This is a genomic window from Thalassospira sp. ABL2_045 (assembly GCF_056161285.1).
The window spans coordinates 1-13,252 of the sequence record NZ_JBSWYV010000012.1 but is presented as its reverse complement, the minus strand read 5'-3'; the positions used below and the strand labels follow the sequence as shown (position 1 = coordinate 13,252).

Annotated in this window: 11 protein-coding genes; 1 reads left to right on the top strand and 10 read right to left on the bottom strand. The window is 56.3% G+C overall.

Features of this window, described 5'->3' with window-relative positions:
- Positions 1 to 17: 17 nt before the first annotated feature.
- Positions 18 to 752, top strand: coding sequence for an SDR family NAD(P)-dependent oxidoreductase (locus tag ACXAIA_RS15990; RefSeq protein ID WP_475350199.1), 735 nt, complete (start codon positions 18 to 20; stop codon positions 750 to 752).
- 99 nt (positions 753 to 851) lie between these two features.
- On the opposite strand, the gene ftsY is transcribed toward ACXAIA_RS15990, so the two are convergent.
- The 10 genes from ftsY to ACXAIA_RS15940 form a co-directional block, all read right to left on the bottom strand.
- Positions 852 to 1,787 carry a signal recognition particle-docking protein FtsY gene (ftsY, locus tag ACXAIA_RS15985; protein ID WP_475350198.1) on the bottom strand — a complete coding sequence of 312 codons (936 nt, stop codon included), beginning with the start codon at positions 1,785 to 1,787 and terminating at the stop codon, positions 852 to 854.
- On the bottom strand, positions 1,784 to 3,031 hold the full coding sequence (mtaB, locus tag ACXAIA_RS15980; protein WP_475350197.1) for a tRNA (N(6)-L-threonylcarbamoyladenosine(37)-C(2))-methylthiotransferase MtaB: 1,248 nt from the start codon (positions 3,029 to 3,031) through the stop codon (positions 1,784 to 1,786). Before mtaB ends, ftsY begins: the two co-directional genes overlap by 4 nt.
- 269 nt (positions 3,032 to 3,300) lie before the next feature.
- Entirely contained in the window at positions 3,301 to 4,119 is an 819-nt protein-coding gene (locus tag ACXAIA_RS15975) for a GGDEF domain-containing protein (RefSeq protein WP_475350196.1), read from the bottom strand.
- Between the two features lie 317 nt (positions 4,120 to 4,436).
- Complete coding sequence (argB, locus tag ACXAIA_RS15970) at positions 4,437 to 5,366, bottom strand: acetylglutamate kinase (RefSeq protein WP_475344723.1); 930 nt, start codon at positions 5,364 to 5,366, stop codon at positions 4,437 to 4,439.
- Positions 5,367 to 5,405: 39 nt separating this feature from the next.
- The gene (gene yihA, locus ACXAIA_RS15965) at positions 5,406 to 6,068 is read right to left on the bottom strand and encodes a ribosome biogenesis GTP-binding protein YihA/YsxC (protein WP_475344721.1); all 663 of its coding nucleotides are present in this window, start codon (positions 6,066 to 6,068) and stop codon (positions 5,406 to 5,408) included.
- A 72-nt stretch (positions 6,069 to 6,140) separates the two neighbouring features.
- Entirely contained in the window at positions 6,141 to 7,847 is a 1,707-nt protein-coding gene (gene yidC / locus ACXAIA_RS15960; RefSeq protein ID WP_475350195.1) for a membrane protein insertase YidC, read from the bottom strand.
- 45 nt (positions 7,848 to 7,892) lie between these two features.
- Positions 7,893 to 8,192 (bottom strand): membrane protein insertion efficiency factor YidD, encoded by a 300-nt coding sequence (gene yidD, locus ACXAIA_RS15955; RefSeq protein WP_475350194.1) that lies wholly within the window; start codon positions 8,190 to 8,192, stop codon positions 7,893 to 7,895.
- Between the two features lie 5 nt (positions 8,193 to 8,197).
- Positions 8,198 to 8,647 (bottom strand): ribonuclease P protein component, encoded by a 450-nt coding sequence (gene rnpA, locus ACXAIA_RS15950; protein ID WP_475350294.1) that lies wholly within the window; start codon positions 8,645 to 8,647, stop codon positions 8,198 to 8,200.
- Positions 8,648 to 8,663: 16 nt separating this feature from the next.
- The gene (gene rpmH, locus ACXAIA_RS15945; protein ID WP_007091264.1) at positions 8,664 to 8,798 is read right to left on the bottom strand and encodes a 50S ribosomal protein L34; all 135 of its coding nucleotides are present in this window, start codon (positions 8,796 to 8,798) and stop codon (positions 8,664 to 8,666) included.
- Between the two features lie 159 nt (positions 8,799 to 8,957).
- Positions 8,958 to 13,252: beta strand repeat-containing protein (locus ACXAIA_RS15940; RefSeq protein WP_475350193.1), on the bottom strand; the 4,295-nt coding region annotated here is incomplete at its 5' end.

Sequence of the window (13,252 nt, the reverse complement as noted above, 5' to 3'; positions counted from 1 at the left end):
TTTCGGAGACCAGAAAGATGACCAAACTCACAGGAAAGACTGTTCTGATTACCGGCGGCGCAAGCGGCATCGGCCTCGCATCTGCCAAGCGTTTCGTCGCCGAAGGTGCCTTTGTCTATATTTCAGGCCGTCGCAAAGACGTCATTGATGCCGCAGTTGCAGAAATCGGTGGCTCTGTTCGCGGGCTTCAAGCCGATATCACAAAGCCAGAAGATCTGGATCACGTCTTTGAGACCATCCGGACGGAACGTGAAACGCTTGATGTCGTATTTGCCAATGCCGGCGTTGGGGAGCTCGTACCCCTTGGCGAAATCACCTCGAAACACTTTGACTACACGTTCGATATCAACGTCAAAGGGACTGTATTTACCGTGCAGAAGGCCCTGCCACTCCTGAAGCCCGGAAGTTCGGTTATTTTGACCGGCTCCACAACCGGGGTAATGGGAACGCCAGCGATGAGCATCTATAGCGCATCAAAAGCAGCTGTTCGCAACCTTGTGCGGAGTTGGGCGCAAGACCTGCGCGGGACGTCCATTCGCGTAAATGTCCTAAGCCCGGGACCGACCCAAACCGACAAGATTGCAGAGTTGCTAACCCCGGAAATCATCCAAGGCCTGAGCAACGGCACTGCACTTGACCGCATGGGAGACCCTGCCGAGGTTGCCGCTGTCGCTGCATTTCTTGCGTCTGATGACAGCAGCTTCATGACAGGCAGTGAAGTCTTCGTCGATGGTGGATACGCCCAGATTTAATACAAAAGGAGCGACTTCGTGGTGACGAAGTCGCTCCTTGATTTCTTTAAGCCCAAAGGGTTCCGGGCACCTTAATCTGCCGCAGATAGCGCTGATTGGTCAGTCTTCAAGACCGGCAAGACTACGGGCAAAGGATTTGGCTTCGAACGGGCGCAGATCCTCGGCCGCTTCGCCGACGCCAATCGCGTGTACCGGCTTGCCGAACTTCTCGGCCAGTGCGACGACGACGCCGCCCTTTGCCGTGCCATCAAGCTTGGTCACGATCAGGCCCGAAACATCCGTGGCCTCGCCAAAGGTTTCGACCTGTGAATGGGCGTTCTGACCGGTGGTGGCATCCAGCACCAGAAGGGTGTCATGCGGGGCCGTTTCATCGCGCTTCTTGATCACGCGGACGATCTTTTTAAGCTCATCCATCAGATGCGCCTTGTTCTGAAGGCGCCCGGCCGTATCAATCAGCAGAAGGTCATAATTTTCGCGCTGGGCCTGCTCAATTGCGTCAAATGCCAGACCTGCGGCATCCGCACCGGTTTCGCGCGCGACCACCGGGCAATCGGTACGCTCCCCCCAGACGATAAGCTGCTCAACCGCGGCGGCACGGAATGTATCACCCGCCGCCATCATGACCTTAAGGCCCTGATCCTTATAGGTTTTGGCAAGCTTGCCGATCGTCGTGGTCTTACCCGATCCGTTAACACCGACAACCAGCACCACGTGCGGTTTCTTATTGGCATCAATCACCAGCGGCTTGGCCACCGGATCAAGGATTTTGGCGACTTCTTCGGAAATGAATTCCTGGATTTCGGCGGAATCGACTTCCTTGTCGAACCGGGTCTTGGCCAGTTCCGCGCTCAGTTTCGCAGCGGTCGTGACACCAAGGTCGGACGTAATCAGAAGATCTTCGAATTCCTCAAGCGCATCATCATCCAGACGGCGCTTGGTGAAGATATCGGAAATCCCGGTTGTCAGTTTTGAGGAGGACCGTTTCAGCCCGTCTTTCAGGCGGCTAAACCAGCTTTTTTTCCCCTCTTCACTCATCCCGCAAGCTCCGCAATCAGTTTTCCATCTTCAAGGCCGGTTACCTTGGCCTTGGCTATTGTGCCCGCTTCTATCACGCGATCCAGCAGAACGGGAGCAAAATGCTCCGTATGGCCGGTATTTTCCTTTTCGACCAACACATTCTCGACCATCCCGATCCGCGATTGCAGGAACTTGTTAAGCTGAACATCCCCTGCCTCGCGAAGGGCACTTGCGCGTTCCTTGCGCAGGTCCTTGGGCACTTGCGGCATTTTGGCGGCCGGCGTGCCTGGGCGCGAGGAATACGGGAACACATGCAGATAAATCAGGCCGCATTCATCGACCAGACGCAGGGTGTTTTCCGCCATTTCATCGGTCTCGGTCGGGAAACCGGCAATGATATCGGCGCCAAACGTTACATCCGGGCGCAGATCACGGACCTTTTTGCAGAAATCGACCACGTCCTGACGCAAGTGACGACGCTTCATGCGTTTAAGCACCATGTCATCACCGGCCTGCAGGCTGATATGCATATGCGGCATCAAACGCGGCTCTGTCTCGATCAGACGAAACAGGTCTTCGTCGACCTCGACCGGGTCAATTGATGAAATGCGCAGGCGTGGCAGTTCGGGCACCTGTGCCAGAAGACGGCGCGACATCTGGCCCAGCGTCGGCTGGCCCGGCAGATCATGACCATAGGACGTGATATCGACACCGGTCAGAACCACCTCGCCATAGCCATTGGCCACCAGCTCGCGTACCTGACTGACGATCTCGCCCATCGGGACACTGCGGGAATTCCCGCGCCCAAACGGAATGATGCAGAACGTGCAACGATGATCGCAGCCGTTCTGGACCTGCACAAAGGCGCGTGCACGCCCTTCAAAGCCAGACACAAGATGACTTGCCGTTTCCTCGACCGACATGATGTCGTTGACGACAACACGTTCATGATCGGGCATGGCAAATGTTTCGGCCTTCATTTTGGCATCGTTGCCAAAGATACGGTCGATCTCGCCCATATTGGCGAACTTGTCGGGATTGACCTGAACCGCGCATCCGGTCACGAAAATCTTCGCGTCCGGGTTCTCACGCCGCAGACGGCGAATGCTTTGACGGGCCTGGCGTTCGGCCTCGGTCGTGACCGCACAGGTATTGATGATAATCGCATCATCAAGCCCGGCCGTTTTGGCATGGTCGCGCATCACCTCGGATTCATAGGTGTTAAGGCGACAACCAAATGTGACGACGCGCGGCTCTTTCATGCTCGGCCTTTTGCGATCCAAAGTTCGAATTCGGGAATATTTCCGCCCGCACAAATCAAAAGGGATGCGGCAAGTGCGGAACGCCCGGCAAGGACATCTATCCTTGCCGGGCGCTGGTTACATACGCTTTTGAACTCTTCAATGCAAGCCCGCGCCCTTCATGGCACACATGCAAAGGGCGCGCAAATCATCGCAGGCCGTGCGCATCAAAGGTTGGAAATCGTCGATTACGCCGCGCAGTTGCGGTTACGACCTTCATTCTTGGCCCGTTACAGCGCCCGGTCCGCGCGGTCGATCAATTTCGCCCCACCTTCATTGGCAACATATTCAGCAACACCGACCGAAACGGTCATCTGGCCAAATGAAATGCCCGACTGCTTTGACTTGATTTCACGTGCGGCGATGTGTTTGCTCATATCGCTTGCCAGAACCATGGCATCGGCCAGCGGCGTCTGGGGCAAAAGGATGGCGAACTCGTCCCCACCATAGCGGGCGACAACATCGCGGCCCTTGATGTTGGCTTTGAGCATGGATGCCATCAGAACAAGGATTTCATCGCCGATGCGATGACCAAACCGGTCATTGACCGCCTTGAACTGGTCAAGGTCGACAATCATCACACAGAACGGCTCGGCCTTTATGTTGGAATCATGTTCGGCAACAAGCTGATTGAGCTGTTCTTCGAAATACATGCGGTTGGAAACGCGCGTCAGGCCATCGGTATAGGACCGCTCACGGGTTTCTTCGAGTTCGCGCTGCAGCCGTTCGACCTTGCCAAGATAGCGATCAAGACGTTGATGCAATCCTTCAACGGTTTGCTGCATCTGATCGGTCTGTTCTATCACTTCGCTCAGAACCGGGCTGACCTGTTCGTTGTCCTTAAGCGTCTCAAGCGACCGCCCAAGCAATGCCCCATAGTTCTGCAAACCGCTGCGCGCTGTGGTCAGGCATTCGTCGCTGTCCTCGACAAGCTCGGAGAAATCTTCCATCCCGCACTGCAGGAGGTCTGCGGCTTGCCGATCAAAGATATAGCGGTAATGAAGCTGCAAAAGGGTGTCTTGGGCCAGGTCTTCGCCACTTGCGCGCACTGCATCGATGACCCGAAGGATTTCCGGGTTTTCTTCGGCAAAATAGACAAACCAGACATGATAAAGTTCGGGTGTCGGAAGCAGGCCACGTTCGCGCAGCGCCTTGAGAGTTGCGTCAGCATAATCCCAATGACGGGATATCTGTTCGTCCGTCCGCTGTGGTCACAACGGGTGCCCCGGACTCGTGTTTTACCAACAAAGTCAATATGTTACGCGTCAACCGCATACCAATTGGCCTCAACATACCCCAAATTGCCCAGCGGAGCCAGATATACGTCGAATTGGACTAACCGAAAGTGTCGGACGATTACAGACCTTTAGTCACCCCGGATCATCGTGCCGGCACCGCGTTCGGTGAACAGCTCAAGCAGAACTGCATGCGGTGCACGCCCATCAACGATCACAGCGGCTTCGACCCCGTTTTCCACGGCATCCATGCAGGTTTCCGTTTTCGGGATCATCCCGCCCTGAATGGTTCCGTCCGCAATCATAGCGTTGATGTGGGCGGTGTCGGCGTCCCGTACAAGGTTTTTATCCTGATCAAGGATCCCTTTTACATCGGTCAGCATGTAAAGACGACTTGCCCCAACGGCCTTGGCGATCGCGCCGGCGGCCGTATCAGCGTTGATATTATATGTCTGTCCGTCTTCACCCACACCGATTGGCGAGATCACCGGAATGATGTCGGTATCAATAAAGCAATCGAGAACATGCGGATTGACGGTTGCCGGTTCACCGACAAAGCCGAGATCAAGAACCTTCTCGATATTGCTTTCCGGATCACGCTTGGTACGCGTCAGCTTGCGTGCTGTAATCAGATGCGCATCCTTGCCACACAGGCCGACACCAACGCCGCCAGCGGCATTGATGTTTGAGACGATTTCCTTGTTGATCTTGCCCGCCAGCACCATTTCGACGACGTCGATGGTCTGCTGATCGGTCACGCGCAGGCCGTCGATGAATTCCGATTGGATGTTAAGCTGCTTGAGCATCTGACCAATCTGCGGCCCGCCGCCATGCACCACAATCGGGTTCATGCCAACCTGTTTGAGCAGCACCATGTCCTGGGCGAACAAACGCGCCAGTTCCGGATCGCCCATCGCATGACCGCCATATTTGACGACAATTTTCTGGCCGTTAAATCGGCGCATAAAGGGAAGAGCCTCGGAGAGTACTTTCGCACGTGCCAGCATGCGGTATGCGCTGGCTTCCGACTGGTCTTCTTCAGAACGGATTTCTTCGTTCATGTCACTTCCCCATATTATCGCTCTTTGCGGGCGCCGTTTCTAAAGCAGCGTTGAAATCTCTGCGCGCAGTTCGGCAAGTCCGGTATTTTTCTCGCTTGAAGTCGCAAAAATCTGCGGCAGAGCAGCCGGGTGCTTGACCAACCCGTCGACTACTTCCTTTATGCGTTTTTCAAGCTGCCCTTTTTTTAGCTTGTCTGCCTTGGTCAGCACAACCTGATACGGCACCGCGGCCTCATCAAGCAGCTTCATCATATCCTGATCGGCCTTTTTAAAGCCATGCCGGGAATCGATCAGAACAAACACGCGGCGAAGCGTTACCCGCCCGCGCAGATACTGTTTGATCAGCGCATGCCAGGTATCAACGATATCCTTTGGGGCCTGGGCAAAGCCATAGCCCGGCAAATCCACGACATAGCATGCACCATCCAGATCGAAATAGTTCAGCTGCTGGGTACGACCGGGTGTGTTCGACGTGCGGGCAATGTCCTTGCGCCCGGTGATCGCATTGATCAGGCTGGACTTGCCCACGTTCGAACGACCGGCAAAACAGATCTCGGTTTTGTCCTCCGGCGGCAGCTGTTCAAGCTGGGCCACGCCAAGAACGAAGTTAACCGGGCGGCTAAAAAGCTTCCGCCCGGCTTCGATCACTGAGTCTTCATGCGTCGGAATGGCAGTTGCCGACGGCAGGTTTTCTTGTGTCATCGTCTTTCCTTCCCCGATGGATCGGGGATTCTCCCCGAAGGGAAGGTCAACCCGTGAAGGGGTAGATGGGGATTAAATCCCCATCTTGTACATGATGTAGCGCTGCTGTGCGATCGACAGCAGGTTGTTCCATGCCCAGTAAATCACCAGGCCTGCCGGGAAGCTTGCCAGCATGAAGGTAAAGATGAACGGCAGAAACATCATGATCTTCGCTTGGGTCGGATCAGCCGGGGCCGGGTTCAGTTTCTGCTGCAGATACATGGTAAGACCCATGATCAACGGCCAGATACCGATCATCAGCATTTGCGGCGGATCCCACGGGATCAAACCAAACAGGTTGAACAGCGACGTCGGATCCGGTGCCGACAGATCCTGAATCCAGCCAAAGAACGGCGCATGGCGCATCTCGATGCTGACAAACAGAACCTTGTAGAGCGCAAAGAACACCGGGATCTGAACGATAATCGGCAAACAGCCGGACGCCGGGTTGATCTTCTCACGCTTATAGAGCGCCATCATTTCCTGCTGCTGACGCTGACGATCATCCTTGAACTTCTCGCGCATCTCGGTGATCTGCGGCTGCAGCTTTTTCATCGCACTCATCGATTTGTACGACTTGTTGGCCAGCGGGAACATGATCGCCTTGATGATGACCGTGATGATCAGGATCGAGACACCAAAGTTGCCAACCAGATGATAGAGATACTGCAAGAACAGGAAGAACGGCTTGGTCAGGAAGTAGAACCAGCCAAAGTCAATCGCGAGATCGAAGTTGGTGATCCCGTAATCCTCGGCATAGGTATCAAGCAGGGTGACTTCCTTTGCACCGGCGAACAGACGGGTTTCGGCCCCGCCTTCAGATCCCGATGCAATGGTGCGCGGCGCACCAAGATAATCTGTCTGATACTTGTCGGCATTGTCCGCGACATGGTGGCTAAAGCGCGTGGTCATTTCCTCGTCCGAAGACGGGGCAAGTGCCACCAGCCAGTATTTGTCGGTAATACCCAGCCAGCCACCAGTGGTTTTCTGCTCGACCGCACCATCATCTGCCAGATCGTCATAGTCGATCTCGGTCAGGGTGCCGTCGATCACGCCAAGCGGACCTTCGTGCAGAATATAGAAACCGGCAGTCTGCGGCTTGTTCTTGCGCGAAATCAGGCCATAGGGATACAGAACGACATCGCCGCCCGTATTGTTGACGACCGACTGATTGACGGTGAACAGATAGTTCTCGTCAATCGCGATTTCGCGCTTGAAGGTCAGGCCTTCGCCGTTGTCCCAGGACAGGGTGACCGGGCTGTCCGGTGTCAGCAATTCACTGCTTGCGGTCCATTCGGTATCGCTGTTGGGAAGCGTCATGCCGCTTTTCGCACCAACCCAACCGAACTCCGCGAAATAGGCATCATTGCTGCCAGTCGGGTTCAGAACGTGGATCAGCGGGCTGTCGTCTTCTTCGGTCTCGCGATAATCCTGAAGCTGGATATCGTCGATCACACCGCCAACAAGACGAATCGAACCTTCGACACGCGGGGTATCAATCTTGATACGCGGCGACTTGGCCAGCGCGTCTTCGCGCTTGACTGCCGGAACGGCGGGCTGTCCGCCTGGAACGGCCGGGCTGGAGACCTGCGGGGTGTTTGTTCCGTCCGCATTCAGCTGTTCGCGAACCTGCGCTTCACGAACCTGAGGATCAGGCTCGGGCGCAAAGAAGAATTGCCACCCGATAAGAATCACAACTGCCGATGCAATTGCTACCCACAGGTTACGTTGTTCGTTCATCGCCTCTTTCCGCTTTGTTCAGCCAGCGCGCGCCGACCGCATATTCTATTTACATGACGAAAGCGCCGGGGACCGGTTTTCACCATCCGACGACGCTTTGTTGTGTTCGCAGCCACATCCGGGCACGGGATCATAACCATGACCACCCCATGGATGGCAACGCATTATCCGTTTAAATCCCATCCAGCCACCTTTTAATGCACCATGACGGGCCAATGCTTCGAGCATGAAAGCCGAACAGGTCGGCTGATAACGGCACGACCACCCGATATATGGCGATAAAAACAGCTGATAACCGCGAACTGCGATTTGAAGAAGACGGGCAAAAAAACCGGGAGCACGCATGAATGTCATTTTCCCGGGCCTCCTGCCTTGGTCGTACCGGCTGGCTTGCTGTTGGCGCGCCCCTTGCGGGGACGGCGCGCATCAGGCGCAGACGGCTTGGCATCAGGAACCCGACGCAGGGCAAAACGCATATCATCAACCAGCTTATCGAACGGCCGATCAATGGTCTGGGCACGACCGATCACGACATAATCCCAACCGGGCAATGCGTGTTCGCTCATCAATTGCTCTGCCACAGCACGCAAACGCCGCCGAACGCGATTGCGGACGACGGCCTTTCCCACCTTTTTGGTGACGGTAAACCCGACTCGTGCGAGTCGGTCTTCACCGGCGTATTCTGTGTCCGGTTTGATCCCCGGCCGCGGTGCGCCCTGCAGGATCAATCCCTGTGTAACCCATTTCCGGCGGGTGCCCGCAACGCGGAGAAACTCCGCCCGCTTTTTAAGGCGTTCCACCGAAACGGTCACAACATTAGGCCGACAGACGCTTGCGGCCCTTGGCGCGGCGTGCGGTCAGCACACGGCGGCCACCGACGGTCGCGCTGCGGGAACGGAAGCCGTGGCGGCGTTTCCGTACGAGTTTGCTTGGCTGGTAGGTGCGCTTCACTGCACTTACTCCGTTCTAAATAAGGTAATCCGATAAAATTCGAGGTCCGCTGTATAGGGCTTCACACCATTGCTGTCAACTCGTGACAGGGCATTTACCCCCAGAAAACCGGCAATGCCGCCGGGATTTCGTCCCGACGGCATCCGAAATGTGAATTCGTCACCACTCGATACGTTCGACATTGGAGAATGTCAACTCGGAACCGTCAGAAAACACGATTGTTCCCGACGAATCGGTGCTGAGTTCAAACGCGCTTCCCTTGCTCTTGGTGATCTCGCCCTCATCAAGGACCAGGGTCCAGTCGCTCGAGTCGATATCGCCGCCGCCAACGCCGTGCAATTCGATGGTATCGGTTGTCCAGCCGTTGGCACCGCCATCTACATGGTCATTGCCATCGCCCATATTAAAGATGAACAGATCGGATCCGCCGCCGCCATACAGGCTGTCATCGCCAATCCCGCCAATCAGAGTGTCATCACCCTCGCCGCCCAGCAGCATGTCGCTGCCAGCACCGCCCATCAGCTCGTCATCACCAGCACCGCCCAGAAGGCTGTCATCGCCGTCACCCCCATCAAGGGTGTCGTCACTGCCTCCACCATCAAGCGTATCGTTGCCAGCGCCACCAAAGAACGTGTCTTCTCCCCAACCGGCCGTCAGGGTGTCGTCACCGGCACCGCCGTCAAACTCGTTATCACCGCCATCGGCATTGAGGATATCGTTACCATCCCCACCATAGAAGGTGTCATCGCCCCAGGCACCGTGGATCGAATCGTCTCCACCCCCGCCCCAGACGGTGTTACGACCATCGCCAGCATCGATGCTGTCATTGCCATCACCTGCGGAAATCGTGTCCTTGTCGCTTCCTGTGGTGATGGTGTCATCGCCGCTGCCGGTATCGATGGTATTACGCCCTTCCCCGGCCGTGACGGTGTTATCGCCGTCACCCGCATCAATCACGTCATCACCCGATCCGGTCATGATGGTGTCTTCACCGAGACCGGACGTGATGGTGTTCTTGCCTTCGCCGACATTGATATAGTTATCGCCGTCACCGGCACTTACCGTGTCGTTACCGCTTCCGGCCTGGATGCTGTCGTTCCCGGCGCCGGTGGTGATGTCGTTGCGGCCCTCGCCGGCACTGACATAGTTGTCACCATCGCCGCCCAGAATGGTGTCATTCGAACTTCCGGCATACAGGCTGTCATCGCCCGCGCCGGTTTCGATATAGTTGCGGCCCTCACCGGCATAGACAATGTTGTCCCCGGCACTGGAAGTAATGGTGTCACGGTCGCTGCCGCCGGTGATGTAGTCGTTGCCGGTGCCACCATCAAGGGTGTTACGGCCCTCACCGCCTTGAATGGTATCGTCACCGCTGCCCGCATACACGACATCATCGCCATTCCCGGCCCAGATCGTATCATCGCCGGCATTGGTGCTGATGGTGTCATCGCCGTTATTGCCACCAACCGTGTCATTGCCCGAACCGGTTTCGATCTCACCATCATCATTCGGGTCCCAGATGACTTCATCTTCGTCCTGAACTTCGTCAAAGGTGACTTCAAGAATGGCTGACGTGGTCGCCGTATCCTCGCCATCGCGCGATTGCACCGCAACGGTCAGCTCGAACGTGCCGGAATAATCGCTGGCAGCCGTTATGGTCAGGCCCGACAACTGGGCGGGTGTCAGGCTCCAGGTGCCATCACCATTATCGGTCCCGGCCGACAGGCTTGCACCTTCGGGCACGCCACTGATGGTCACGGTCAGCGTTTCACTGGAATCGGTGACCGCCGCATCAATATCAAGGGCAACGCTTGCTCCTTCGTCACCGCTGGCATCCTCGACCTCAAGGGTTGGCGTATCCGCCACACCAGCCACATCAACAGTAATCGTGTCACTGACACTGTTGGTGTCGCTGCCATCAGAAGAGGTCACCGTGATATCAAGATCAAACGACCCGGAGTAATCATCAGCAGGCGTGATTGTCAGACCTTCCAGATCATCCGGGCTCAGAGTCCAGGTGCCATCGCCGTTGTTCGTCCCCTCCGACAGGGTTGCGCCATCCGGAACACCGGAAACCGTAATCGTCAGGGTTTCGGAACTGTCGCTCAGCCCGGCATCAATACCCAATGAGATGTCCGTATCTTCGTCGCCCGAGATATCAGACACATCAAGTGTCGGCGTATCGGCAACCCCGCCAATATCCACGGTGATGGTATCGCTAATCGTCGCCGTATCTGTCCCATCGGTCGAAGTCACACTGATCGAAAGATCAAACGAACCGGAATAGTCATCCCCCGGAGTAATGGTAAGCCCCTCAAGGTCTCCTGACGCCAAGCTCCAGGTGCCATCACCATTATCCGTACCAGCAGACAGGCTCGCGCCATCCGGCACACCGGAAATCGTCACAGACAGAACTTCCGACGCATCAGAAAGTCCCGCCGTGATATCAAGCGCAATATCGCTGTCTTCTGCTCCCGAAGCATCGCTGACATCCAAAGTCGGTGCATCTGCAACGCCCGCGACATCAACAGTGATCGTATCACTCACACTGGCAACATCTTCACCGTCTGCCGAAGCTGCCGAAACACTCAAATCAAACGACCCGCTGAAATCTTCAGCCGGCGTGATCGACAGACCTTCGAGCTGATCTGAACCCAGCGTCCAGGTCCCGTCACCGTTATCCATGCCAGCGGACAAGGTCGCACCATCAGGCACACCAGAGATCGTGACCGTCAGCGTCTCGCTGGAATCTGTGAGGCTTGCATCGATATCCAATGCAATTGCACTGTCTTCGTTGCCGGATGCATCGCTGACGTCGAGGGTCGGCGCATCCGCAACACCGGCGACATCCACCGTGAGGCTGTCCGTCGTCGTCGCAACATCCGAACCATCTGCCGACGTTGCCGTCACACCAAGATCAAACGACCCGCTGAAATCTTCAGCCGGCGTGATCGTCAGGCCTTCAAGCTGATCCGATCCCAGTGTCCACGTGCCATCACCATTGTCGGTCCCGGCAGATAGGGTCGCGCCCTCCGGAACGCCGGAGATAGTCAAAGTCAGCGTCTCGGAGCTGTCAGCGAGTGAGGCGTCAATGTCGAGAGCGATCGCACTGTCTTCGTTACCTGACGCATCGCTAACGTCGAGTGTCGGTGCGTCAGCCACACCAGCCACATCAACGGTGATACTATCCGTCGTGGTCGCAGCATCCGATCCATCCGCAGAGGTAGCCGTCACACCAAGGTCAAACGACCCACTGAAGTCTTCAGCCGGCGTGATCGTCAGACCTTCAAGCTGATCCGAACCCAGTGTCCAGGTGCCATCGCCGTTATCCGTGCCCGCCAACAAGGTCGCACCATCAGGCACACCGGAGATCGTGACCGTCAGGGTTTCGGAGCTATCGGTTAGGCCAGCATCAATATCAAGGGCAATCGCACTATCTTCGTTACCGCTTGCATCAGACACATCAAGGGTCGGCGCATCAGCGACACCGGTTACATCAACCGTGATAGAACCAGTTGTCGTCGCAACATCAGATCCATCAGCCGAGGTTGCCGTCACGCCCAAATCAAACGAACCACTGAAGTCCTCAGCCGGTGTAATCGTCAGACCTTCAAGCTGATCCGAACCCAGTGTCCAGGTGCCGTCGCCATTGTCGACACCCGCCGACAAGCTCGCGCCATCCGGCACACCCGAGATGGTGACCGTCATAGTTTCGCTGGAATCCGTAAGACCTGCATCAATGTCGAGAGCGATGGCGCTGTCTTCGTTGCCAGATGCATCGGAGACATCCAGCGTCGGAGCATCAGCAACGCCGGCCACATCAACCATCACAGTGTCTGTGACTGATGCGATATCGATGCCGTCCTGAGTGCTTGCGGTGATCTCGAGATCAAAACTGCCGCTGAAATCAGACGGAGGCGTAACGCTCAGACCTTCCAGATCTCCACTGGTCAATGTCCAAGTGCCATCTCCATTGTCCGTACCTGCAGAAAGAACAGCGCCCTCAGGCACGCCGCCAATGGTGATGGTCAAAGTCTCACTGGAATCGGCCAGACCAGCGTCAATATTCAACGCAATGGCGGAATCTTCGCTACCTGATGCATCAGTGACGTCGAGCGTCGGAGCGTCCGCGACGCCCGCAACATCAACGGTAATGCTGTCCGTCGTGGTTGCAACATCCGATCCATCTGCCGAGGTCGCCGTCACACCAAGATCAAACGACCCACTAAAATCCTCAGCCGGTGTAATCGTCAGACCTTCAAGCTGATCCGAACCCAGTGTCCAGGTGCCGTCACCATTATCGGTACCCGCTGACAAGGTCGCACCATCCGGAACACCAGAGATCGTGACCGTCAGCGTTTCACTGGAATCCGTGAGACCAGCGTCGATGTCCAGCGCAATGGCGCTGTCTTCGTTACCCGAAGCGTCAGACACATCCAGGGTCGGCACATCAG